The organism is Plantactinospora sonchi (assembly GCF_036422035.1).
GTDB classification, from domain to species: domain Bacteria; phylum Actinomycetota; class Actinomycetes; order Mycobacteriales; family Micromonosporaceae; genus Plantactinospora; species Plantactinospora sonchi.
This window is the reverse complement of record NZ_JAZGQK010000025.1, coordinates 76,465-99,999: the sequence shown is the minus strand read 5'-3', so window position 1 is coordinate 99,999 and position 23,535 is coordinate 76,465. Positions and strand designations below refer to the sequence as shown.

Annotated in this window: 23 protein-coding genes; 11 read left to right on the top strand and 12 right to left on the bottom strand. The window is 71.8% G+C overall.

The features are described 5' to 3' along the window. Nucleotides 1-87: 87 nt before the first annotated feature. Nucleotides 88-1,239 carry a cysteine desulfurase family protein gene (locus V1633_RS26940; protein ID WP_331215641.1) on the bottom strand — a complete coding sequence of 384 codons (1,152 nt, stop codon included), beginning with the start codon at nt 1,237-1,239 and terminating at the stop codon, nt 88-90. A 173-nt stretch (nt 1,240-1,412) separates the two neighbouring features. Between V1633_RS26940 and ctaC the strand changes: the two genes are divergently transcribed. Continuing rightward, nucleotides 1,413-2,384, top strand: coding sequence for an aa3-type cytochrome oxidase subunit II (gene ctaC, locus V1633_RS26935; protein WP_331215642.1), 972 nt, complete (start codon nt 1,413-1,415; stop codon nt 2,382-2,384). Between the two features lie 11 nt (nt 2,385-2,395). After that, the gene (locus V1633_RS26930; protein ID WP_331215643.1) at nt 2,396-2,821 is read left to right on the top strand and encodes a cytochrome c oxidase subunit 4; all 426 of its coding nucleotides are present in this window, start codon (nt 2,396-2,398) and stop codon (nt 2,819-2,821) included. Between the two features lie 71 nt (nt 2,822-2,892). Here V1633_RS26930 and V1633_RS26925 read toward each other — a convergent pair whose 3' ends face one another. After that, entirely contained in the window at nt 2,893-3,264 is a 372-nt protein-coding gene (locus V1633_RS26925; protein WP_331215644.1) for a hypothetical protein, read from the bottom strand. 74 nt (nt 3,265-3,338) lie between these two features. Here V1633_RS26925 and V1633_RS26920 point away from each other — a divergent pair, with 74 nt between their 5' ends. Further along, the gene (locus V1633_RS26920; RefSeq protein WP_331215645.1) at nt 3,339-3,776 is read left to right on the top strand and encodes an alpha/beta fold hydrolase; all 438 of its coding nucleotides are present in this window, start codon (nt 3,339-3,341) and stop codon (nt 3,774-3,776) included. Between the two features lie 52 nt (nt 3,777-3,828). On the opposite strand, the gene qcrB is transcribed toward V1633_RS26920, so the two are convergent. The 4 genes from qcrB to ctaE all read right to left on the bottom strand — a co-directional run bounded on the left by qcrB (nt 3,829) and on the right by ctaE (nt 8,065). Next, the gene (qcrB, locus tag V1633_RS26915; protein WP_331215646.1) at nt 3,829-5,448 is read right to left on the bottom strand and encodes a cytochrome bc1 complex cytochrome b subunit; all 1,620 of its coding nucleotides are present in this window, start codon (nt 5,446-5,448) and stop codon (nt 3,829-3,831) included. Next, the gene (qcrA, locus tag V1633_RS26910; RefSeq protein ID WP_331215647.1) at nt 5,445-6,545 is read right to left on the bottom strand and encodes a cytochrome bc1 complex Rieske iron-sulfur subunit; all 1,101 of its coding nucleotides are present in this window, start codon (nt 6,543-6,545) and stop codon (nt 5,445-5,447) included. Before qcrA ends, qcrB begins: the two co-directional genes overlap by 4 nt. Then, entirely contained in the window at nt 6,542-7,390 is an 849-nt protein-coding gene (qcrC, locus tag V1633_RS26905) for a cytochrome bc1 complex diheme cytochrome c subunit (protein WP_331215648.1), read from the bottom strand. The genes qcrA and qcrC overlap by 4 nt, the downstream gene beginning before the upstream one ends. A gap of 75 nt (nt 7,391-7,465) precedes the next feature. Then, nucleotides 7,466-8,065 carry an aa3-type cytochrome oxidase subunit III gene (gene ctaE, locus V1633_RS26900; protein ID WP_331215649.1) on the bottom strand — a complete coding sequence of 200 codons (600 nt, stop codon included), beginning with the start codon at nt 8,063-8,065 and terminating at the stop codon, nt 7,466-7,468. Nucleotides 8,066-8,174: 109 nt separating this feature from the next. On the opposite strand from ctaE, the gene V1633_RS26895 reads away from it, so the two are divergent. From V1633_RS26895 to V1633_RS26880, 4 genes are all read left to right on the top strand, one after another. After that, nucleotides 8,175-9,233, top strand: coding sequence for a cytochrome c oxidase assembly protein (locus V1633_RS26895; RefSeq protein WP_407952052.1), 1,059 nt, complete (start codon nt 8,175-8,177; stop codon nt 9,231-9,233). 126 nt (nt 9,234-9,359) lie between these two features. Beyond that, the gene (locus tag V1633_RS26890; protein WP_331215650.1) at nt 9,360-9,770 is read left to right on the top strand and encodes a response regulator; all 411 of its coding nucleotides are present in this window, start codon (nt 9,360-9,362) and stop codon (nt 9,768-9,770) included. A 104-nt stretch (nt 9,771-9,874) separates the two neighbouring features. After that, nucleotides 9,875-10,933 carry an anthranilate phosphoribosyltransferase gene (gene trpD / locus V1633_RS26885; protein ID WP_331215651.1) on the top strand — a complete coding sequence of 353 codons (1,059 nt, stop codon included), beginning with the start codon at nt 9,875-9,877 and terminating at the stop codon, nt 10,931-10,933. A 278-nt stretch (nt 10,934-11,211) separates the two neighbouring features. Continuing rightward, nucleotides 11,212-11,874: a DUF4142 domain-containing protein gene (locus V1633_RS26880; protein ID WP_331215652.1), complete on the top strand. Its 663-nt coding sequence runs from the start codon at nt 11,212-11,214 to the stop codon at nt 11,872-11,874. A gap of 134 nt (nt 11,875-12,008) precedes the next feature. On the opposite strand, the gene V1633_RS26875 is transcribed toward V1633_RS26880, so the two are convergent. From V1633_RS26875 to V1633_RS26850, 6 genes are all read right to left on the bottom strand, one after another. Beyond that, nucleotides 12,009-12,875, bottom strand: a complete 867-nt coding sequence (locus V1633_RS26875) for an alpha/beta hydrolase family protein (RefSeq protein WP_331215653.1) — start codon at nt 12,873-12,875, stop codon at nt 12,009-12,011. A gap of 108 nt (nt 12,876-12,983) precedes the next feature. Further along, nucleotides 12,984-13,271 carry an Lrp/AsnC family transcriptional regulator gene (locus tag V1633_RS26870; RefSeq protein ID WP_331215654.1) on the bottom strand — a complete coding sequence of 96 codons (288 nt, stop codon included), beginning with the start codon at nt 13,269-13,271 and terminating at the stop codon, nt 12,984-12,986. Between the two features lie 100 nt (nt 13,272-13,371). Continuing rightward, entirely contained in the window at nt 13,372-14,307 is a 936-nt protein-coding gene (locus V1633_RS26865; RefSeq protein WP_331215655.1) for a nucleotidyltransferase family protein, read from the bottom strand. Between the two features lie 35 nt (nt 14,308-14,342). Then, nucleotides 14,343-14,879 (bottom strand): NUDIX hydrolase, encoded by a 537-nt coding sequence (locus V1633_RS26860; RefSeq protein ID WP_331215905.1) that lies wholly within the window; start codon nt 14,877-14,879, stop codon nt 14,343-14,345. 58 nt (nt 14,880-14,937) lie between these two features. Continuing rightward, on the bottom strand, nt 14,938-16,719 hold the full coding sequence (locus V1633_RS26855; protein ID WP_331215656.1) for a RelA/SpoT family protein: 1,782 nt from the start codon (nt 16,717-16,719) through the stop codon (nt 14,938-14,940). A 152-nt stretch (nt 16,720-16,871) separates the two neighbouring features. Continuing rightward, nucleotides 16,872-18,638 carry a DEDD exonuclease domain-containing protein gene (locus tag V1633_RS26850; RefSeq protein WP_331215657.1) on the bottom strand — a complete coding sequence of 589 codons (1,767 nt, stop codon included), beginning with the start codon at nt 18,636-18,638 and terminating at the stop codon, nt 16,872-16,874. Between the two features lie 126 nt (nt 18,639-18,764). Between V1633_RS26850 and V1633_RS26845 the strand changes: the two genes are divergently transcribed. The 4 genes from V1633_RS26845 to V1633_RS26830 all read left to right on the top strand — a co-directional run bounded on the left by V1633_RS26845 (nt 18,765) and on the right by V1633_RS26830 (nt 23,403). Further along, nucleotides 18,765-20,444 (top strand): NYN domain-containing protein, encoded by a 1,680-nt coding sequence (locus V1633_RS26845; RefSeq protein WP_407952053.1) that lies wholly within the window; start codon nt 18,765-18,767, stop codon nt 20,442-20,444. Nucleotides 20,445-20,612: 168 nt separating this feature from the next. After that, on the top strand, nt 20,613-20,840 hold the full coding sequence (locus V1633_RS26840) for a hypothetical protein (protein WP_331215658.1): 228 nt from the start codon (nt 20,613-20,615) through the stop codon (nt 20,838-20,840). A 182-nt stretch (nt 20,841-21,022) separates the two neighbouring features. Next, nucleotides 21,023-22,282, top strand: coding sequence for a M48 family metallopeptidase (locus V1633_RS26835; protein ID WP_331215659.1), 1,260 nt, complete (start codon nt 21,023-21,025; stop codon nt 22,280-22,282). Continuing rightward, nucleotides 22,279-23,403, top strand: a complete 1,125-nt coding sequence (locus tag V1633_RS26830) for a glycosyltransferase family 4 protein (RefSeq protein WP_331215660.1) — start codon at nt 22,279-22,281, stop codon at nt 23,401-23,403. The genes V1633_RS26835 and V1633_RS26830 overlap by 4 nt, the downstream gene beginning before the upstream one ends. Nucleotides 23,404-23,535: the final 132 nt, after the last annotated feature.

The window sequence follows — 23,535 nt, the reverse complement described above, 5'->3', positions numbered from 1 at the left end:
CATGACAGCGCCAATCTATTCGGCAGCGACTCCCTTTATGAGAGTAGATGCCAACTGAAAGCGACTGTCAAGTTTTTTGGGCTCCGGTCAGAGGCCGACCACCCCGGCCTGGGTACGCAGCTCGGCGACGATCCCCGGCAACTCGGTGAGGAAGCGCTCCACCTCGGCCACGGTGCTCTCCCGGTGCAACGAGATCCGGACGTTGCCGTGGGAGAGCACGCCCATCGCCTCCAGCACGTGGGACGGACGCAGGGTGGAGGAGGTGCAGGACGAGCCGGAGGAGACCGCGAAACCCCGCCGGTCCAGCGCGTGCAGCAGTGCCTCGCCGTCGACGTACAGGCAGGAGAAGGTGACCAGGTGGGGCAGCCGGTCGACGGGATCACCGACCACCTCCACGTCGGGCACGGTCTCCGCAACGGTGGCCCGGATTCGGTCCACCAGCGGGGCGAGTCGGGCCGCCTCGTCGGCCGCCTCGGCGTGCACCGCCCGCAGCGCGGCCGCCGCCGCCACGATCGCCGGCAGGTTCGGCACCCCCGGGGTACGACCCGACTCCCGGTCGTCCGCCGGATACGGCGACTCCCACCGGCTGCCCTTGCGCACCACCAGGAGACCGACGCCGGGCGGCCCGCCCCACTTGTGTGCGCTGGCCGACAGCACCGACCAGCCCTCGGCGACCGGTACCCGGCCGACCGACTGCGCGGCGTCGACGTAGAGCGGCACCCCGGCCGTGCCGCAGGCCCGGGCCGCCTCGGTCACCGGCTGTGTGGTGCCCACCTCGTGACTGGCGCTGATCAGCGCGGCCAGCGCCACGCCGGGCGCGCTGACCGCGCTCGACCAGGCGTCGAGATCGAGCCGGCCGGACCGGTCCACCGGTACCGGCCGCGCCGAGCCGCCCGCGCCGACGTGCCGCTCCGCCGCGTGCAGCACCGCGGAGTGTTCGATCGCCGAGTGCACCAGCGTTGCGCCGACCCGCCGACGTCCGGCCAGACCTCCCAGCACGGCGGCATGCGCGGCGGCCGTACCGCTCGGGGTGAAGGAGAGCTCGTCGGGGCGTACCCGGAGGACTTCGGCGGTGGCCGCCCGCGCCGCGTCGAGCAGTTGACGGGCCCGGCGGGCCTGCGTGTAGAGCTTCGCCGGATCCGCCCAGCCGTCCTCCAGCGCCGCGAGCATCGCCTGGCGGGCTACGGGGTGTAACGGTGCGGCGGCGGCCGCGTCGAAGTACGCCGGAGGCACGTTCACCAGGGAACGGTAACCCGGGTGTGGACCGGGCAAGATCCCCCGGGGGAGTGGGGACGCGGACCCCAAGGCCGTCCAGCCGACTCAGGTCGAGTAATCTGCGACCGTCGGTGACGCCTTTGCCGCCGGTGTCGACAAAGCGGACAGCGTGCGGCGCGCTAGGGAGGCAGGACCAGGTGGTCGCAAGGGGTTCGGAGGTACCGCCGTCGGTCGTACGGCAGAGCAGTTCCCGGGATTCCCGGGGACGGGGCCAGCGTCGCTCGCTCGGCCGGCTGGCCGGGCTCGGAGCCGGCGGTGCCGCACTGCTCGTCCTGCTGACCGGCTGTGACGTCGGACAGACGTTCGACGGGTTCGGCTGGCCCCAGGGCGGCATCAGCCCGGAGTCCCACCGGATGTACGACCTGTGGATCGGCTCCGTCATCGCCGCGCTCGCGGTCGGCGTCTTCGTCTGGGGCCTGATCTTCTGGTGCGTGATCCGCTACCGGAAGCGGGGCGAGGCGCTGCCGGTGCAGACCCGGTTCAACATGCCGATGGAGTTCCTCTACACCATCGCGCCGATCCTGGTCGTCTCGGTGCTCTTCTACTACACCGCGATCGTCCAGACCGGGGTCAACAAGGTCACGGACAACCCCGACGTCACCGTCGAGGTGGTCGGCTTCAAGTGGAACTGGCAGTTCAACTACCGGGACCGGCCGGGCGTGGACGCGACCACGATCGCCTCGACGCTGGGCACCACCGAGGTGATCCCGATCCTGGTCCTGCCGACCGGGCGGAGCATCCGGATCGAGGAGACCAGCAGGGACGTCATCCACTCGTTCTGGGTCCCGGAGCTGCTGTTCAAGCGTGACGTCTTCCCGGGCAACGTCCGCAACGTGTTCCAGGTCAGCAGCCTGGACCAGGAGGGCGCCTTCGTCGGCCGCTGCGCCGAGCTGTGCGGCACGTACCACTCGATGATGAACTTCGAGCTGCGGGTGGTGTCGCCGGACGAGTACGACCGGTTCATCGCCGCGAAGCAGGGTGGTCAGTCGACCCAGGACGCCCTGGCCTCGATCGGCGAGGCTCCGCTGGCGACGACGACCAGGCCGTTCGACACCCGGCGCGACGTCAACAACTTCGGTAACGCGAGCGCCGCGGGCGCGGGAAGCTGAGGACGGCGGAGATGAAGTCTGAGTGGCGCCTCTTCGGCATCGTTTCGTTCTTCCTGGCGATCGTCGCCGTCATCTACGGGCTCTGGACGCACGGCGCGGACGGTCGGGTCGAGTGGATCGGGCTCGTCGCGCTGATCCTGTCCTTCCTGCTCACCGCGATGTGCGGCGGCTTCTTCTGGTTCGTCTCGCGCCGGATCGACCCGCGTCCGGAGGACCGGCCGGACGGCGAGATCGCCGACGGCGCCGGTGAGGTCGGCTTCTTCAGCCCGGGCAGCTACTGGCCGTTCGGCATCGCCCTGGCGGCCAGCGTGGCCGGGCTGGGCCTGGTGTTCTGGCAGTGGTGGCTGATCGCCGCAGGCCTGGTCGCGGTGGTCTTCGCCGCCTGCGGTCTGCTCTTCGAGTACTACAGCGGCACCCGGCGTACCGCCGAGCACTGACGACGGGCAGCGCACCTGCCGAAGGCCCGCCACCCCGAACGGGTGGCGGGCCTTCGACTTTGCGCGTCGACTCAGCCGGCCAGGGGAGCGGTGTCGAACACCCGGTCCAGCTGGTGCCGTAGCAGCCGTTGCGCGGCCTCCGCGTCGCGTAGGCCGGCCATCACGCTGTCGGCCAGTCCGGTCGCCAGGGCCAGCAGGTTGGCGGCCTCCGCGGCGACGTCCAGGGCCGCGGCGACCTCGCCGGTACGTCGTGTCCGGTCGAGCCCGCCCGGTGAGATGGTGTCGGGGAGTCGGCAACAGATCGGACGGTTCACCAGCGAACAGGCCCGAGAGAGGTTCCTGCGGGCGTACGACGTCGCGATGCGGGGGTGGCCGCAGCCTCGGCAGGAGAGGGACGTGGAGAGCACCACCCACGTCCACCAGCACGGTTCGACGCCCGGCATGCCGATCGTGCTCCTGCACGGCGCGGACCGGCTGGCCTCGGTGACGCTGCTGGACCCCCGGAGGACTGGAGAAGGTGCCGGCCCGGTTCTACCTGAACATCCTGCTCGGCGCGTTCGCGACGCTGGCCCCGCGCCGGGCCCGCCCCCGCCTGTCCAGGCTGCTGGCCAACCACGCCCTGGTCGAGTCGCCCGAACAGTTGGCGCCCGTGATGCTCGCCGCGCGTACCTGGCGTACCTGGCGTACCAGGCGACCGGCGGCCCGCCGGTTCGACGACCACGAACTCCGGTCGGTTCGGGTGCCGATCCAGCTGCTGCTCGGTGCCCGCAGCTCGCTGCTGCGGCCCGAGCGGGCGGTGGCCCGGGCCCGGGACCTGATCACCGGGATCCGCGCCGAGATCGTGCCTGGCGCCGGCCACGGACTCCCGATGGAGGAGCCGGATCTGGTGAACCGGCGCATCCTCGACTTCGTCGGCGGTGTCGACGGGCTGCGAACGGCCGGGCACGGGTGTTAAAAAGGGCCCCTTCCTACGCAGAATGCGATAAGAAGGGGCCCTTCCTCACAGCTCAGTGCTTGCCGCTGCCGATCTCCTGCTGCTCGGGGCGGGGCTCGACCGGCGGGTGGCCGGGCGAGACCGGCGCCTCGGCCGGCTTCTCGATCGGGTAGAAGAAGCCCCTGATGGCCGGCCCCAGCGCGCCGAGCCGGTTCATCTTCTTCGGCACCACCCAGCCGACGTACTCCAGCTCGGTGTGGCCGTGCTCGTCGACCGGGCCGAGGGGCTGGTGCACCTCGACGAACTGCCCGTTCGGCAGCCGGCGGATGATGCCGGTCTCGACACCGTGCGCCAGCACCTCCCGGTCGTGCTGCTGCAGGCCGAGGCAGATCCGGTAGGTGATGTAGTACGCCAGCGGCGGCAGGATGATCAGACCGATCCGGCCCGCCCAGGTCATCGCGTTCAGGCTGATGAAGAACTTGTCCGCGATCACGTCGTTGGCGCCGGAGAGCGTCAGCACCACCCAGAACGTCACGGCCATCGCGCCGAGGGCGGTCCGGCCGGGGACGTCACGCGGGCGCTGCAGCAGGTTGTGGATCCGCCGGTCCTTGTTGATCCGTGCCTCGATGAACGGGTAGAGCAGCGGAAGCACGGTCAGGATGCCGGGCAGCACCACGGTCGGCCAGAACAGCGGCGGGATGACGTACCCGTTGCCGATCGGGATGTTGATCTCCCAGGGCGGCATCAGTCGGGTCGAGCCGTCCAGGAACATGACGTACCAGTCGGGCTGGCTGGCGGCGGAGACCACGCCGGCCTCGTACGGTCCGAAGAGCCAGATCGGGTTGATCTGGACCAGACCGCCGAGCAGCGCGATCACGCCGAAGACGATCATGAAGAAGCCACCCTGCTTGATCGCGTAGCGCGGGAACATCCGCTCGCCGACCACGTTGGTGTTGGTCCGGCCGGGGCCGGGCCACTGGGTGTGCTTCTGCTTGAAGACCAGTCCGAGGTGCGCGCTGATCAGGGCGACGAGCAGGCCCGGGATCAGCAGCACGTGGGCGATGAAGAACCGGCTGATGATGATCTCGCCGGGGAACTCGCCGCCGAAGATCGACGAGGTCAGCCAGGAACCCACCACCGGGATGGAGAGCATGATCGCCGAGGCGATCCGCAGACCGGTGCCGGAGAGCCCGTCGTCCGGGAGCGAGTAGCCGGTGAAGCCGGCCAGGAAGCCGACCCAGAACAGCAGGTAGCCGATCATCCAGTTCAGCTCACGCGGCTTGCGGAACGCGCCGGTGAAGAAGATCCGGAGCATGTGCACCACGATCGCCGCCATGAACAGCAGCGCCGCCCAGTGGTGCATCTGCCGCATGATCAGGCCGCCCCGGACGTCGAACGAGATGTCCAGGGAGGTGGCGTACGCGGCGGACATGTGGGTGCCCTGCAGCGGCCGGTAGCTGCCGTCGTAGGTGACCTCGCGCAGCGACGGCTCGAAGAACAGGGTCAGGTAGACACCGGTCAGCAGCAGCACGATGAACGAGAAGAGCGCGATCTCACCGAGCAGGAACGACCAGTGGTCCGGAAAGACCTTGTTGAGCAGCGAACGCAGCGGGGTGTTCACCTGGAGCCGGTCGTCGACCTCGCGGGCCGCCTTGCCCGGCACCGCCGCTATGTCGAACCTTCGCCGCTTCACGGCCGCTCCCAGAAGTCGGGCCCGACGGTCTCGGTGAAGTCGGACTTCGCCGCGAAGAAGCCACCCTCAACGGTCAGCGGCAGCTGAGGGAGTCGCCGGCTCGCGGGTCCGAAGACCGGACGGGCGTTGTCGGTGATGAGGAACTGCGACTGGTGGCAGGGGCAGAGCAGCCGGTTGGTCTGCTGCTCGTAGAGGCTGGCCGGGCAACCCGCGTGCGTACAGATCTTGGAGTACGCGATGTAGTTGCCCCACATGTAGTCGTCGTGGCCGGCCCGCCGGTTCGCCGTCCGGGCCTCCTCGGCGTCGGCCGGACGGAGGTGGATCAGCAGCACGGGGGAGTCCGCGTGCTTGTTGGTCGCACCGTCCGGGATGCCGGGGAACACCGTGATCTGACCACCGGGGCTGACGTCCTCGGGACGTACCGGGGTGCCGTCGTGGTGGGTCAGCTTGACCAGCTCGGTGTGTCCGCCGTCGACGATCGGCTTCCAGCCCGTGGTGAACATCTGGTTGTGCTTGTGCGGCTGCTGGATCAGACCGCCGACGAGCGGCGCGGCGGCGACCGCGCCCACCGGGGCCAGGCCGGCGAGCAGCGAGATGCCCAGCAGGGGGCGACGCCGTACGCCGAGCTCGTCGACCATGTAGAGCAGCGTGTTACCGGTGAGGGCGCGTTCCTCGTCCGAGGCCGGCTCGACGTGCCGGTCCTGGATCGAGACCTCCTTGGGGAGCAGCTTCTTGCCCCAGATCAGGATGCCGAATCCGACGGCGAGCAGGGCCAGACCGAGGGTCAGGCCGAGGATCGGGGTGTAGAACTTGGTCATCCCGGTGCCGTGCTCGTACTTCCACGGCCACCAGATGTACGCCACCACGAAGGCCGTCGCGAAGAGGCCGACCAGCAGGAAGAGCCCGACGACGAGCCGGGTCAGCCGGCGTTCCGCCTTGGTGCCCGGTACCGGGAACTGGGACTCGTAGTGGACGATCTCGATGTCGTCCCGCCGGGCGCCTTCCCGGACGAAGTCGAACCGGGACAGCTGCGGGTCGTTCGGGTCGAACGGCTCGTTGGTGGTCCCGTGGGTGTGTTCGTCGGTACGCGTGCTCATGACTTACCCGCAATCCACAGCGAGGCGAAGACCAGCGCCACGATGCCGACCAGGAAGATCGCCACACCCTCGGTGGAGGGGCCGAGGCGACCCAGGTTCAGGCCGCCCGGGTCGCGGTCCTTGGCCAGCGTCTCCTGGACGTACGCGATGATGTCGGCCTTCTGGTCCGGACGCAGCTGGTTGTCGCCGAAGACCGGCATGTTCTGCGGTCCGGTGAGCATCGCGGCGTAGATCTGCCGGTCGTTCGCCGGTCGCAGGTTCGGTGCGAACTTGCCGGAGCTGAGAGCACCACCGCCGCCGCCGAAGCTGTGGCAGGAGGAGCAGTTGAGCCGGAACAGCCGGCCGCCCTCGGCGACGTCGGCACCCTGGTGCAGGTTCTCGCCCTCGGGCAGCTGCGGCCCGCCGCCCAGCTCCTGCACGTACTGCGCGAGCTGCCTGATCTCGTCGTCGTTGAAGACCGGGGGCTTCCGCTCGGCCTGGGCCTCCTGGCGCGGCAGCGGCATCCGCCCGGTGCCGACCTGGAACTCCACCGAGGCGGAGCCGACGCCGATCAGGCTCGGACCGCGACCCTCGATGCCCTGCGCGTTGCGGCCGTGGCAGGTCACACAGCTGGTGTCGAAGAGCGCCTTGCCCTCCTGGGCGGCGGTGGTCAGCTGCGGGGTGTCCTGCGCCTGCAGGCCCGGCGCGAAGACGGTGTAGGCGCCGCCGGCCAGGGTCAGTGCGGCCAGTAGCCGGACTGCGGCGCCCAGCCGCCGGCGGGCCTTGCTACGCGGGCTGGACCGCGCACGGCGCAGCCGCGAGAGCAGCCCGCGGGAGCGGGCGCCGCCGGGGGTGTCAGAAGTCATGGCCTGTGTCCTTAACGGTTTTCTCGACCTTGTCTCAGGGACGGAGCATCGTGGCGGAACGTGACAGCACCAAGATCACTGGAGCCAGTAGATCATGCCGTACAGCGCGATCCAGACCACATCGACGAAGTGCCAGTAGTAGGACACGACGATCGCCGAGGTGGCCTGCGCGGGAGTGAACCGGCCCATGGTGGTCCGGATCATGAAGATGATGAAGGCGATGAGCCCGCCGGTCACGTGCAACGCGTGGAATCCGGTGGTCAGGTAGAACGTCGACCCGTACCCGTCGGCGTTGATCTTCACCCCGTGGTGTACCAGCTCGCGGTACTCGTTGAGCTGGCCGAGCACGAAGACCAGGCCCATCACGAAGGTGACGGTGAACCAGCGGCGTAGCGCGTGCACGTCACCCCGCTCCGCGGCGAACACGCCGAGCTGGCAGGTGACCGAGGAGAGCACCAGGATCACCGTGAAGGTCGTCGCGTACGGGATGTTGAGCGCTTCGGTGTGCTTCTCCCACAACTCCGGCGCCGCCGCGCGGATGGAGAAGTACATCGCGAACAACGCCGCGAAGAACATGAGTTCGCTCGAGAGCCACACGATCGTCCCGACGCTGACCATGTTCGGTCGGGTCAGCGAGTGGATCCGGCTCTTGTCAATGGCTGAGGCCGCAGTCACGCGGTCATTATTGCCCCTGATCGGCATCGGCGATCGTCGGGGTGGCCTAACTCCCTCGTCGGACGGGGTGACGCGCCTCGCCCGGTTCGTCTGGCCTAGCCTGAAAATCGTGCTGCACGTCGATCCCGGCCCCGCGACCGCCGTACCCGTCGCCCTCCCGACTCCGGACGTCCTCGCCGGTGGGAGCGCCGAAACGGCCCCCTTCACCGTCTCCTCGATCTTCACCGAGAGCACGCTGAACAGCTGGCTCGCCGTCGGCCTGGTGCTCGCCGCCGCCCTGTACCTCTACGGGGTGCACCGGCTGCGGATTCGCGGCGACCACTGGCCGGTCTCGCGTACCGTGCTGTTCCTCGGACCCGGCCTCGGTGGCATCGCGGCGGTCACCCTGAGCGGGCTCGGGGCGTACGACACCACCCTGCTGTCGGTGCACATGGTCCAGCACATGGTGCTCTCCATGGTCGCGCCGATCTTCCTGGCCCTCGGCGCGCCGATCACCCTGGCCCTGCGGACGCTCACCGGCGCGCCCCGGCGGCGGCTGCTCGCCGTACTGCACAGCCGGGTGGCGAAGGTGCTGTCGTTCCCGCTCCTCGCGTACGCGCTCTTCGTGGTCAACCCGTTCGTGCTGTATTTCACCGGCCTCTACCGGGTGACGTTGGAACACCCGCTGGCGCACGAGTGGGTGCACGCGCACTTCATCCTCACCGGCTGCCTGTTCTTCTGGCCGCTGGTCGGGTCGGACCCGCTGCCCGGCCGGTGGCCGTACCCGGCCCGGGCCCTGCTGATGGTGCTCTCGGTGCCGTTCCACACCGTGCTCGGGCTCACCGTCATGCAGAGCACCACCCTGTTCGGCGGCGACTGGTACCCCTCGCTGGCGCTCGGCTGGGCCGACCCGTTCGCCGACCAGAAGGTCGCCGGCGGCATCCTCTGGGCCGGTGGGGAGTTCGTCAGCGTCACCATGATCGCCGTACTGGTGGTGCAGTGGATCCGGCAGTCCGAGCGGGAGGCCCGGCGGATCGACCGCGAGCTGGACCGGCAGGAGGCCCGGGATGAGGCCCGGGAGGAGGCTCGGGAGCGGGCGGCGCAGACCCCTGCCGTACCGGGCGTCGACGCCCCGGCCGGAACTCCGGCCGCACCGGTGGTCGACGGCCCGGCCGGCCTTCCCGGCTGACCGCCGACCGCGCCGCGCGTCCCGGGATTCGGGCGCCGTCCACCCCCCGGGCCGGGCGGCCCGGTCGGCCGTCGGGCGAGACCGGTACGATCGGCGGGCAGCTACGAGGTGGGAGCCTGGCAACCGATGAGCGATCGTCTATACACCGTCCTGCTCTACAGCGACGACCCGGAGGTCCGGGACCGGATGCGGCTCGCCGTGGGCACCCGACCGGCCGCCGATCTGACCGTCGAGTTCGTTGACGCGGACAGCTACGAGAAGTGCATCCGGCTGGTCGACGAGTACGAGATCGACCTGCTGCTGCTCGACGGCGAGGCGACGCCGGCCGGTGGCCTCGGCATCGCCCGGCAGATCAAGGACGACCGGGACGACGCGCCGCCGACCTGCGTGGTGATCGCCCGCGCGGCGGACCGCTGGCTCGCCGCCTACGCACAGGTCGACGCCACCCTGGTGCACCCGCTCGACCCGGTGACCACCGGCCAGACCGTTGCCGGGCTGCTGCGGGCCCGCGCCGACGGGGCAGCCTCGCGCTCCTGAGCGACCGCCGCTTCCGACGCCGGCCACCGGCTCCGGACGACGGCGTCCGCCCACCCGCCACACCGCGACACTCGCTCACCACCCGCTCCGCTCGGGAGGCCCGCATGGGGGAACGGACCTGGCCCAACCTTCTCGCCGCGCTGCTGCGCGGTGAGGAACTCTCCGCCGCCGACACCGCGTGGGCGATGGGTGAGATCATGGCGGGGTCGGCGACCCCGGTGCAGATCGCCGGGTTCGCCACCGCGCTGCGTGCCAAGGGGGAGACCCCGGCGGAGCTGGCCGGCCTGGTCGAGGCCATGCTGACCCGGGCCACCCTGGTGGACCTGCCGGAGGCGCTGCGGTCCGGTGCGGTGGACGTGGTCGGCACCGGCGGGGACCGGGCCCACACGGTCAACATCTCCACCATGACCGCGATGGTGGTGGCCGGGGCCGGGGTACCGGTGGTCAAGCACGGCAACCGGGCCGCGTCCTCGTCCTGCGGCGCGGCCGACCTGCTGGAATACCTCGGCGTACCGCTCGACCTGGGGCCGGCCGGGGTGGCCCGGTGCGTGACCGAGGTGGGGATCGGGTTCTGTTTCGCCGCCCGGTTCCACCCCGGCATGCGGCACACCGCGGTACCCCGGCGGGAGATGGGCGTGCCGACGGTCTTCAACTTCCTCGGCCCGCTGACCAACCCGGCCCGCCCGGGCTCCGGCGCGGTGGGTTGCTTCGACCCGCGGATGGCGACCGTGGTCGCCGAGGTTTTCGCCCGGCGGGGCGACTCGGTCCTGGTGATGCGGGGCGAGGACGGGCTCGACGAGTTCAGTACCGCCGCGCCGACCCGGTTGTGGATCGCGGCGCAGGGCCGGGTCGTGGAGACCGTGGTCGACGCGGTCGACCTCGGCCTGCCCCGGTCGGCCCCCGGTGACCTGCGCGGCGGCGACGCGTCCTTCAACGCCGACGTGACCCGCCGGCTGCTCGCCGGCGAGCCCGGCCCGGTCCGGGACGCGGTACTGGTCAACACGGCGGCGGCCCTGGTGGCGCGGGGCGGTTTCGAGGGTGAGCTGCTGCCGGCGCTGCGGGTCGGGTTGGACCGCGCGGCGGAGTCGATCGATTCCGGTGCCGCCGCCCGCACCCTGGACCAGTGGATCGAGGTCGCCAAGATGGCGAAGGCGGCGGAGTGACCGGCTGGTCGTATTCCCCGGACAGCGGCGACTGAACCTGCCACCGGTCGCGGATCCGGGTTTTCCCCGGAAACGGGCGGCGGGCCCGGTCGGCCGGAAAGCGGTGACGGACGGTCCGGGGTGGCAGCCGGCGGGACCGGGGGAGACACACCGGTCAGGCCAGCGTTTCCGGCCCTGACCTGCCCCGACGGTACGGGATCATGCCGGGCTCGATCCGTCCGCGTGTCCGTCGGACAACCGGGTACCCCTGAGGTTCAACGACGGAGGGGGGAACGACCATGTTGGTCACCAAACGCTTAGGCGTGCTCGTCTCGATGGTGTTGCTCGGCCTGGTGCCGGCCGGAGCCGCGTACAGTGCCGCCGCAGAACAGACGGCGACGCCGTCCGCGACGCCGTCCAGCGCGTTGTCCGCACAGGACAAACAGTTCCTGGCGTCGATCCATCAGGTGAACCTCGCGGAGATCGCCACCGGGAACCTGGCCCAGCAGAAGGGGACCAACCAGGAGGTGAAGACGCTCGGGGCGCGGTTCGTGACCGACCACACCCAGCTGGACCAGAAGGTGCAGAGCGTCGCCTCGGCGGGAAAGTTGACGCTGCCGAACAAGGTGACCAGCGAGCAGCAGGCGGTGGTGAACCAGTTGCAGAACGTCAGCGGGGCGGATTTTGACGCGCAGTGGGTCACCGCCCAGTTGACCGCGCACAGCCAGGCCATGCAGCTGGTGCAGGCCGAGCTGACGCAGGGTTCCGACCCGGCGGCCAAGCAGGTGGCGCAGCAGGCGGCGCCGGTGTTGCAGGCGCACCACAACGCGCTGGTGTCCCTGGCCCAGAGCCTGGGCGTGCCGGTCCCGGGTGGCGTCACCGTACCGCCGAGCCCGGGGGTGAGCTCCGGTACGCCGTCGCGGGGCGGTACGCCGGTCACGCCGGGTCCGACGATCAGCTGACCGGATCCGCTTCTCCGCTGCCCCGCTGTCCGGGACGCGTGGTGACGGGTCCACCGGCCATCCGGCCGGTGGACCCGTCGCGCTGTCTCGTCCGGCGGTGAACGCGGCCGACCGGCACGCCACCCTCCGCCGGGCTACCGACGGTCGGGCAGCTCCGCGGCGAACGTGGCGATCCGGGCTGCGATCGGGGCGGAGGCCCGGACCCAGGTGAAGTGGTTGAGCGGGCCGTCCGCCTCCGCCGCCACGTACCGCTCGCGTCGCACCGGCGCGGCGGTCAGCTTGGCGCAGAGTTCGTCGAGGGATTCGTGCGGCGTCAACGGATCACCCTCGACACTGATCGCCAGTACCGGGGTACGTACGGTCCGGACGGCCGCCTCGGCGTCGACTCCGTCGAGTCGGGGGAACCGTCCGGTCCGGACGGTGTACGCCCAGTCCCGGATCACGCCCCGGGCCTGCCGTCCGCCGAAACCCCAACCGGGCCAGCTACCGAGCACGCCGGCGACACCATTGATCAACTGTGCGCCGGACAGCACCAGGAGGCTCCGGTGCCCCGGGTAGCGACGCCAGTACGGCACACCGGCCGCGACCAGGGCCAGCCCGTCGACCTGGTCGCCGCCGGTGAGGGCGAGGTGCAGCAGTGCCGCCTGGCCACCCAGCGAGTGACCGAGCAGCAGCCGGGTGCGCCCGTCCAGCCGTGACTTCAGACGCTCCAGCACGGCGCCGACGTCGTCGACCAGTTCGGGATAGCCGTAGCGGGAGGCGCGGCTCGCCGCCGGGGTGCTCTCGCCGGTGCCGCGCAGGTCGGTCACGACCACCGCGAGTCCGGCGGCGCGCAACGCGGCGACAAACGGCGTGTAGTAGCTGGCGCGGACTCCCATCGCCGGCCAGAGCAGCACGACCGGGGCGTCCGGGCGACCGGCGGGCTCCGGGTGGACCCGGACCGCGAGTTGGGCTCCGCCGCGATCGATGATGATCTGTTCGGAGTCGGGCCGCGAGGTCATCCGAGGATCGTACCGGGCGAGGTTACCGGCGGGTAGCCCTGCTTCGGGGGCTGCTCCCCGATCCGCCGGGTAGCTCCGCTCCTGGGTGCCGCTCCGGGATCCGCCGGGTCAGTCCGCGTCCGGCAGACCGATCGCGAACGCCTCCTCCAGATCGTGCTGGGAGTAGGCCCGGAAGGCGATGTGCGACTCGGTGTTGAGCACGCCGGGAACCTTCGAGATGCGCCCCGCGATCACCTCGGCGATCTGGTCGAACTCGCGTACCCGGACCACGGCGATCAGGTCGACGTGACCGGCGACCGAGTAGACCTCGCTGACGCCGGGCAGGGCGGCGAGCGTCTCGGCCACCTCGGGGATCGAATCGGTGGCGCAGTCGATCAGGACGATCGCGGTGATCACCGGTGGAACTCCTCTCGTCGACGTGCCGGCCGGCTCCACGTCCGTCCGTACCGGGAAGTGGGATCCGTGGTCGGCGTCGCGTTACGGGTGCCCGCCCATGCTAAGGGTTCGCCCGGGCGGGACCGGGCGAAGGTGCGCCGGGCGGCGTCGGGGGGACCCCGGCCGGCACCGTCAGGTCGGTGCCGACCCGTACCGCCTCGTGCAGCCGCTCACCGGCGCGCACCACCCCGCCCGGCCAGACCACGCAGCGGTCGACCGTACCGTGCACGGTCGCGCCGGCTCCGATCACCGCGCGGTGCGGCGACGCGGTCACCGTCGCGCTGGGGTCGACCAGGCTGCCGCCACCGGCCGCGTGCAGGTTCGCGGCCAGGTAGTCGGCGGGCGTGCCGGTGTCGAGGTAGGTGCCGACGAACTCGACCACCTCCAGTTCGCCGGCCGCCTCCGCGGGCCGCCAGACGGTCCGGACCAGTTCGGCCGGGTCGGTCGGCAGGTCCACGACCCGGGACCACGGCAACAGCGAGAACCCGGCGAACCGGTGGTTGCCGAAGTCCCCCGGGCGGGCCGGACCGGCGACCGGCTGGCCCAGCAGGCGTACCGTCCGGCCGTCCCAACCGTCCAGCAGGGCGGCGATGTCCGGGCCGGGCGGGGCGTCCGGCGCGGCGAGGTAGGCGTCGGCGTTTCCGACCAGTACGCCCCGACCGTCGATCCAGTCCCGCAGCCGCGCCACCCCGCCGGAGGTGCCGAGCGGGTCGCCCGGCTCGACCGAGAGCCACGCCCGGTCGCGGACGTGCCGGACGACCTGGTCGCCGAGGTAGCAGGCGTTGACCGCGACGGTGTCCGGGCCGGCGAAGCCGAGCCCCGCGACCCGGAGCAGGGCCCGGTCGAGCAGCGGCACGTTCCCCACCGGACAGAGGGCTTTCGGGAGGTGCTCGGTGAGCGGGCGCAGCCGGCGGCCCTCGCCGGCCGCCAGGACGACGGCGCAGAGGCTGTCCCGGCCGGTCCCGGGGGGCGTCGTCGACCGGGTACCGGCCGGCATCGATCCGCCGGCCGGTGTCGGGGCGCGTCGGTGGCTCACGTCGGTGGACGTGCCTCGGCCGACGGATCGGTGTCGACGAGCGGACCGATCCCGTAGTGGGCGAGCAGCCGGGCGGTCGCCACGGTCAGTCGGGGCAGGTCGTCGAGGCGGTGCCAGGCGGCTTCGTACACCTCGGCGCCGTCGACCACCAGTTGGGTGGTGGAGGCCGGGACGCGGGCCTCGAAGACCATGTCCACCCAGCCCTTGGCGTGTACGACGGCGTTCGGCACCGCCGGCTGGAGCTGCTCCGGTGCCAGCTCGATGCCGCTCTCCTCGTGCAGTTCCCGGGCCGCGCCGACGATCGGGGCCTCCCGGCGTTGCAGCAGCCCGGCCGGCAGCGACCAGCCCTTTCCGGGTGGCTGACGGAGCAGCAGCAGTCGGCCGGGATCCGCTGCCTCGGCGTCCCTGACCAGGGTGACCGCGCCGACGATGTACTTCGGCACGGCCAGCCGGACCAGCCGACGACGTACCCCGATGGGGAGGCGGTAGAAGACCTTGTAGCCGATGGCACGCGTCGGCGAGCGGCGGGTGATCACGAATCCAGGCTAGAGGTCGTACCCGGACCATGGGTGACCCGGGGCACAGCGGATCTCACTCCTGATGGTCGACCATGGCGATGAGCTGCTCGACCACGGTGTCCGGTTCGATGGTCCGGTCGACCACGGCGACCAGCAGGGTTTCCAGGTCGGGATAACCCTGCTGCTCGGCGAGCTGGCGCAACGGCAGGTCGCTGGCGAGTCCACGGTTGTGTTTGCGCAGGGTGAGCCCGATGGTGGCCCGACCCAGTCGGACCTTGTCCGAGATGGAGATCCCCGGTTCCTGGTGATCGGCGAACCAGCGGTTGATCTGCATCTGGGCGTGCGGGGACTTGACGAAGCCGAGCCACTCCCGGCGTGGGCCGGGTGGGGCGACCGCGAGGTCGAGTTCGCTCTGCGCGTCGGTCTCGGTGAAGATCTCCACCACGTCGCCCTCCTCCAGTTCCGAGGAGAGCGGGGCCAGCCGTCCGTTGATCTTGGCGGCGAGACAGTGGTCGCCCCGGTCCGGGCCGAGTTCGTACGCCAGGTCCACCGGCGTGGAACCGGACGGCAGCACGATCTGCCGGCCCTCGGCGAAGACCTGGATCTGGGTCTCGGCGAGGTCGCAGCGCAGCGACTGGAGGAACTGCGCCGGGTCGGCGGTCTCCCGTTCCCAGTTGAGCACCCGCTGCAGCCAGTCGAGCTGCTCCGCGCTGTTGGCGCCGTCGACCCCGGGACGGGGATAGCGGAAGTCGGCGGCGATGCCGTACTCGGCGGACCGGTGCATCGTGCTGGTCCGGATCAGCACCTCGACGACACGCTCGCCCGGACCGATGACCGTGGTGTGCAGGGAGCGGTAGAGGTTGTTCTTCGGGGCGGCGATGTAGTCCTTGAACCGCCCGGCGACAGGTCGCCAGAGCCCGTGGATCGAGCCGAGGGCGGCGTAGCAGTCGGTGTCCGGGCCGTCGACCACGATCACGATCCGGGGCAGGTCGAACGGGGTCGTCTGGTCCCGGGCGACGGTGTCCTTCCAGATCGAGTAGTAGTGCCGGGGACGGGGCTGCACCGTCGCCACGATCTTGTCCCGGCGGAGCACCACCCGGGTCTGGTTGACCACGTCGTCGAGGTAGGCCGCCCAGTGTGGCCGGTTCTTGACGTGCTCGTCGATCAGCTCGTACGCCTCGGGTTCGAGGTGTTGCAGCACCACGTCGTCCAGGTCGCGCTTGAGCGCCTGGATGCCGAGCCGGTCGCAGAGCGGGACCAGCACCTCCTGGGTCGCCCCCGCGATCCGGGCCCGGGAGGCCGGCGAGCGGACCCCGAGGGTACGCATGTTGTGCAGCCGGTCGGCGAGCTTGATGATCAGAACCCGGACGTCCTTGCCGGCCGCGATGATCATCTTTCGGATCGTCTCGGCCTCGGCGGCCTTGCCGTAGAACGCCTTGTCGAACTTGGTCACCCCGTCGACCAGGTGGGCCACCTCGGGCCCGAAGTCCCCGGTCAGCGCCTGCAAGGTGTAGCGGGTGTCCTCGACCGTGTCGTGCAGCAGCGCGGCGACCAGGGTGACGGTGTCCATGCCCAGCTCGGCACAGATCTGCGCGACCGCCAACGGGTGGGTGATGTACGGCTCACCGCTCTTGCGGAACTGCCCCCGGTGCATGCTCTCGGCAATGGCGTAACCGCGGCGCAGCACCCCGACGTCGGCGTTCGGGTGGACGGCGCGGTGGGCCCGGGCCAGCCGGGTGACCGGATCATCCTCAGCGGACGGCCAGGAGAGGAACGAACGCAGGCGTTTGCTCAACGTGATCTCGGTCGCGCGGGCGCCTCCGAGGGCGGCGCCGTGTGGGGCGTCGAGGTCCACGCAGAGCCACCTCCTCGCTCACCGCCCGCCTTCCGGTGATCGCTCCCGGTGACCGCTTTGCGAAGCGGCCGTGGAAGCAAACCCCGAAATCGGGCAGGACTGCACTTCTCTAACAGCCTAAGGGAGCGAAGGTCGTCCGATCGGTCACTTGCTCATGTGCGTTTGGTCGGGAGTTGGGCGGACGACGCCGCCTCGGCCCGGGCGAGCAGGTCACGGAACCTCTCCGCGCCTCTGGCCGGAGAGGACCAACCGGTGGAGGTGTCGACCAACCGCGTGTCGGGTCGTTCCAACCAGGACAGGATCCGTTCCGACTCCTCGGCCGAGGCGTTCGGGACCGGTCCGTGCCCCGGCAGCACCGTCTCGGCGGTGGCCCGGACCAGGTCGAGGACCGGCCGGGGCGGTACGCCGGGCGCGGCGGTGGCGGCGCCGGCGAGCCTGCCGTGCCGGACCACGGCGATCTCCCAGCCGCCGTCGGTGGTCCGCCGGGCGGCGGCCAGCTCGGCGATCCGGGTCAGCCCGACCAGGCGCTGCATCCGCACCGTGGCCCGCAGCACCGCGACCAGCCGACCCCGGACCACCGCCGCCTCCTCGTACCGGTGGTCCCCGCTCAGCGCCTCGATCCGGCCGAGCAGCGCGTCGACCAGCACCTGTGGATCGTCCACCATGGCGGTCCGGACCGGTGTGACCGCGCGTTGTTCGTAGTCGGTGACCGAGATCCGGTGCTCGCAGGGGGCCGGGCAGCGGCCCAACTCGGCCAGGGCACAGGCCGGCGTGGTGTTCCGGACCGAGAGCCGGTGTGTGCACTGTCGCAGCGGCACCGCGTCGTGCACCGCGGCGGCGGCGAGTTCCGCCGCCCGGCGGGAGTTGAACGGGCCCAGGTACGCCTCGTCGTCCGGCCCGAGGTTGCGGACCACCGACAACCGTGGGTACGGCTCCACGGTCAGCTTCAACCACAGCACCCGCTCCGGAAACTTCGACCGGCGGTTGTACGGCGGTGCGTGCGCCCCGATCAGCCGCAGCTCGCGTACCTCGGCCTCCAGCGGATGGGCGCACTCGATCGCCTCCACCCGCTCTGCGGCGGCCAGCATCTCCGAGATCCGGGCCCGTTTCTCGGCGGCGGTGAAGTAGCTGCGGACCCGGGTGGCGATGTCGCCGGAGGTGCCCACGTAGAGCGGCCGGTCGTCGGCGGCCCGGAAGATGTAGACCCCGGGCACCCGGGGCAGCCCGTCCGCCAGGTGCCGTTTGCGTCGCTGGGTCGGGGTGACCGCGCGGGCGAACTCGATCGCGTCACCCAGCGTCTCCACCCGGTGTCCGCCGAGCCGGGCGATCAACCCGTGCAGCACGTCCACCGTCGCCTTGGCGTCGTCCAGCGCCCGGTGGTTCGGCTGGTTCGGGGTACGGAAGTAGGCGGCCAGGGTGCCGAGCTTGCGGTTGGGCACCTCGTCCCGGGTGAGCACCCGGCGGGCCAGCGCGGCGGTGTCCAGCACCCGGGGGTTGGGCCAGACGTACCCGTGCCGGGCGCAGGCCGCCTTGAGGAACCCGACGTCGTACGGCGCGTTGTGGGCGACCAGTACGGCGCCACGGAGGAACTCGAGGAGGCTCGGGAGCACCTGTTCGATCGGCGGGGCGGGCGCCAGCATCGCCTGGGTGATCCCGGTCAGCACGGTGATGAACGGCGGGACGGGTTCCCCCGGGTTGACCAGGGTCGCCAGTACGCCGAGCTGCTCGCCGCCCCGGACCTTCACCGCGCCGATCTCGGTGATGCCGCCGCCGTCCGGGGCGCCTCCGGTCGTCTCCAGGTCCAGCACCACGAATGTGGTGTCGTGCAGTGACAGGGCGTCACCGGGCCGGTCGCCCGTGGACGGGTCGCCGTCCGACAGGCCGTCCAGCGTGCCCTGCACGTATCGGGGTTGCACCACGGCGGGCAGGTTAAGCGGCACGTACGACACTCCGGCCACCCGGGCCCCGGCTGTCACAGCGGCAAACGTGAAGAGATCATCTGAGGTGAAGGGCGGTGGGTGGGGAGTCGGTGGGAGACTGGCGGCATGCCTCGCGCCGAATCGTTCGACGACCGCCTCCCCGACGGGGCGGCGGAGTCCACGCGCGCCGAGGCGGGTGACCGGGAGTCGGAGCCCGGCACGCTCCGACCGGAGGAGGAGCCCGGCCTCCCGGCCCGGACCGGCCCGGACCTGACCGTGGCCGCCCCCGAGGCGGGGTCGGACGCGACCGGCGAGTTCTTGGAACCGGACTCGGACGCGACCGGCGAGTTCTTGGAACCGGACTCGGACGTGGTCGGCGAGGTCCCGGAGCTGGGCCGCGACCTGGCTGAACCCACGGAGTCCGCCGACGCGATGGAACCGGGCGACGCCATGGAACCGGGCGATGCCGTGGAAGCGGGCGACGCGGTGGGGCCGGGCGAGGCGGCGGAGCCGGAACCCACCCTGCCGGAACCGGTCCGGCAACGGATCATCAGCGTGGCGGCGGCGGTGCTGCCCACGCTGCCCGGCGACGAACTGCCGGCCCCGCTCCGCCGGGTCGCCAAGTTCGCGCCGAACCGGCGGGCCCGGCTGGGCGGGGCGCCGATCGCCACCCAGCTGGCCGGCGATCCGCTGTTCCGGCAGCGCGTGGCCAGCCGGGTGCTCGCCGACGCCGGTGCCCTGGGCGCGGCGGTCGTCTCGGGCGCCAGCCCGGCCGCCGCCGACCCGGTGGAGGTCGCGGCACTCGCCTACCTGGCCCGGCCGACCGGCTGGCGCGCCCTGGTCGAGGACGCCGGAGCGGCGGTCCGGGCCGAGGTGGACAGCGCGGCCGTGGCCGAGCTGGTCCGGGAGGCCGAACAGCGGGCCGCCCGTGCCGAACACGACCGGGCGGTGGCCAAGGTCGAGGCGGACAAACTCCGGGACGAGGTCGCCCGGCTCCGCGAGGAACTCGGTCAACTGCGGGAAGAGGTCCGGGTGCTGGGCCGGTCGCTGCGGGAGACCCAGGCGAGGGAACGTCGGGCCAGCGAGTTGCTGGCCACCGAGAAGGGTCGGGCCAGCCGGGCCGCCGCCGACCACGAGGCGGAACTGCGTCGGACGCGGGCCCGGCTGGCCGAGGCCGAGGCGGCCGCCGGAGCGGTCCGGCAGACCGCCAAGGAGGCACGGTCGGTCGACGACGCCCGGCTCTGGCTGCTGCTGGAGACGATCGGACGGGCCGCCGTGGGGCTGCGTCGGGAACTGGCCCTCGACCCCGCCGACCGGCTTCCGGCCGACTACGTCGCCGAGGCCTTCGCCGACAATCCGACGGCGGCTGACTCGGCCCGCGGACTGGGCACCGACGACCCGGCCCGGCTCGACCAGCTGCTGGCGCTGCCCCGGGCGCACCTGATCGTGGACGGCTACAACGTCACCAAGCGCGGGTTCGGCGAGATGTCACTGGAGCAGCAGCGCAAACGGCTGATCACCGGGCTGGGCGGGATCGCGGCGCAGACCGGCGACGAGGTCACCGTCGTCTTCGACGGTGCCGAGCGGATGCACGGACTGCCGCCCGCGCCGCGCGGTGTACGGGTGCTCTTCTCCCGCAAGGGGGAGACCGCAGACGACCTGATCCGCCGGCTGGTCCGGGCCGAGCCCCCGGGGCGCCCGATCGTGGTGGTCTCGTCCGACCGTGAGGTCGCCGACGGGGTACGACGGCACGGCGCGTACCCGCTCGGGGCGGACTCCCTGCTCCGCCGCCTCGCCCGGGCCTGAGGGTGCAAGGAAGGGCCCCTTCTTATCGCTTTTGGTAGAGGAAGGGCCCCTTCTTAACCACCTGGGCTGGTTCTTGTCGTACCCCTGTCCTAGCGTCGATGTAACCGATGGTGGCCGGCCTGCGACAAGAACAGTGGGCGGCCGGATCACCCGCTGAGGAGGGGACCGATGCTCATCGACTGCGACAACTGCCCCCGGCCGGGTGCGCCCTGCTCCGACTGCCTGGTGAGCGCCCTGCTGGACCGGCCGCCCGACCAGGGCAACCTCACCGCCGAGGAGCAGTACGCGATCGAGGTCTTCGCCCGGGCCGGGTTTGACGTGGAGGTGCTGGAGGTTCCGCCGCCCCCGCCACTGCGCCTCGCCGCCAACCGTCGGCGACGTCGGCGGGTCGCCTAGCCCACTCAGCCGGGAGCCGCGAACCCCGCACCCGGCGGGGCGCTAATGTCCTTCGCGAGCGTCGGCGCGACGTAGGATGGCCGCGCGCTGAGGGCGGACGGAAGGGCTGAGGCGATGACCGAGCGGCAACGGGGCGTCGCCGTCCGTCCGGAGTCGTCCGGGCATCTCACCCGGATCCGCCGATGACACCGCGCACCTGGGCGGCCGTGACGCTCGCCGGCCTTGTCGTCCTGCTCGTGGCCGTGACTCTGGCGCTGGTGCCGTGGCACCGTCCACCCGCACCCCGATCGGACCAACTGGCCGCCCTGGACGATCTGCGTCCGGCGGAGGTGACCCGGGGTCGCGCCTTCCACGCCGAACTCCGTCCGGGGACGTACGGCGGGATGCTGGTCGGGCTGCTCGTGGCGGTCCTGCTCGGTCTGACCCCGCTCGGCGCGAAGCTCGTCTCCCTGGTCGGGCGTCCGTTCGGCGACAACTGGATCGCCCAGGCGGTGCTCGGCGGGCTGGCCGTGGTGCTGGTGGCGGACCTGCTGACACTGCCGTTCGCCGCCTGGCGGCACGCGGTCGTGGCCCGGTACGGCCTCTCCACCCAGGGCTGGGGCGGCTGGACTGTCGACCTGCTCAAGTCGTACGCGGTCAGCGCGGTGATCGGCGCGGTGGCCCTGCTCGGCTTCTACGCGGTGACCCGGTTCGCCCCCCGGTGGTGGTGGGCGGTCGGCGCGGTCGGCGCCGCGGGCCTGGTGACGCTGCTCTCCTTCGTACTGCCGGTGCTGGTGGAGCCGATCTTCAACCGGTTCACCCCGATGGAGCCGGGGGCGCTGCGCACCGAGCTGATGGCGCTCGCCGAGACCGACGGCGTACCGGTGAAGGACGTGCTGGTCGCCGACGCCTCGCGGCGTACCCGGGCGGTCAACGCGTACGTCTCCGGGTTCGGTCCGACCCGGCGGATCGTCGTCTACGACACCCTGTTGCGCGAGGCGCCGCCGGAGGAGGTGGCCAGCGTGGTCGCGCACGAGTTGGGGCACGCGAAGGACCGGGACGTGCTGACCGGCACCCTGACCGGCGCGCTCGGCGCCGCCGCCGCGGTGGTGGCGCTCTACCTGCTCGGCTCGTCGGGGGCACTGCTGCGAGCGGCCGGGGTCGGCTCGGTCGCCGAACCGACCGCGTTTCCGCTGCTGGTCGCGCTGGTGACGCTGGCCGGTGTGCTGGCCGCGCCGGCCCAGGCATGGGTCTCCCGACAGGTCGAGGCCCGGGCCGACCGGCACGCGATGGTGTTGACCGGTGACCCGGCCGCCTTCGAGGCGATGCAGCGCCGGTTGTCCAGCGTCAACCTGGCCGACCCCGATCCACCCCGCTGGGTGTACCTCTACTCGGCGAGCCACCCGTCCACAGTGGAGCGCATGGCCGCGGCCCGCGCGTACGCCCGAGGAGCCGGCGGTTGACCAGGACCCTGCTCGTCACCAACGACTTCCCCCCGCGACCCGGCGGGATCCAGTCCTTCGTGCACGGCCTCGCGGTCCGGCAGCCGCCCGGCTCGGTGGTGGTCTACGCCTCGACCTGGCGGGGGGCCGACAAGTTCGACGCCGACCAGCCGTTCGAGGTGGTCCGCGAGCCGACCGGCGTGCTGCTGCCGACCCCGCACGTCGCCCGCCGGGCCGCCGAGTTGGCCCGGAGCTACGACTGCGACACCGTCTGGTTCGGCGCCGCCGCGCCGCTCGGGCTGCTCGCCACCGGGCTGCGCCGCCGCGCCGGGATACGACGGGCGGTGGCCCAGACCCACGGGCACGAGGTCGGCTGGGCGGCACTGCCGGGTGCGCGGTCCGCGTTGCGCCGCATCGGTGACGGCGTCGACGTCACCACCTACCTCGGCGAGTACACCCGGGTACGGCTGGCCCGGGTGCTGGACGGCCGCACCGAACTGCGTCGGCTCGCCCCCGGGGTGGACGTCGACGTCTACCGCCTGGACGTCGACGGGGCCGAGGTCCGCGCCCGGCACCGGCTGTCCGACCGGCCGGTCGTGGTCTGCGTCTCCCGGCTGGTGCCGCGCAAGGGACAGGACGCGCTGATCCGTGCGCTGCCCGAGATCCGGCGTCGGGTGCCGGGAGCGGCCCTGCTGGTGGTCGGCGGCGGCCCGTACCGGGGCGCGTTGGAGAAGCTCGCCCGACGGGTCGGGGTCGCCGACGACGTGGTCTTCACCGGCAGCGTGCCGACCGCCGAACTGCCCGCGCACTACGCGGCCGGTGACGTCTACGCCATGCCGTGCCGGACCCGCAACCGGGGCCTGGACGTCGAAGGACTGGGGATCGTCTACCTGGAGGCGTCCGCGACCGGCTTGCCCGTGGTCGCCGGCGACTCCGGCGGCGCGCCGGACGCGGTTCGCGAGGGTGAGACCGGGTACGTCGTCAACGGCCGGGACGGCCGCCAGCTCGCCGACCGGGTGGCGACCCTGCTCGCCGACCCGGAACTGGCCCGGCGGATGGGCGCGGCCGGACGGGCCTGGGTGGAACGGGAATGGCGCTGGGAGAAGCAGGCGCAGCGGATGACCGAGCTGCTCGCCGGCTGAGTGGACCTCTCCGGTACCGGGACGGCCCTCGGGCGGGCGTTGGAGGGCGGTCGCGGCACGGTCGGGTGTGACGTGTCACCCACCGGAGGTGGGCTTGCCCACCGGCGCGGCGCCGAACCATGGATATCGATG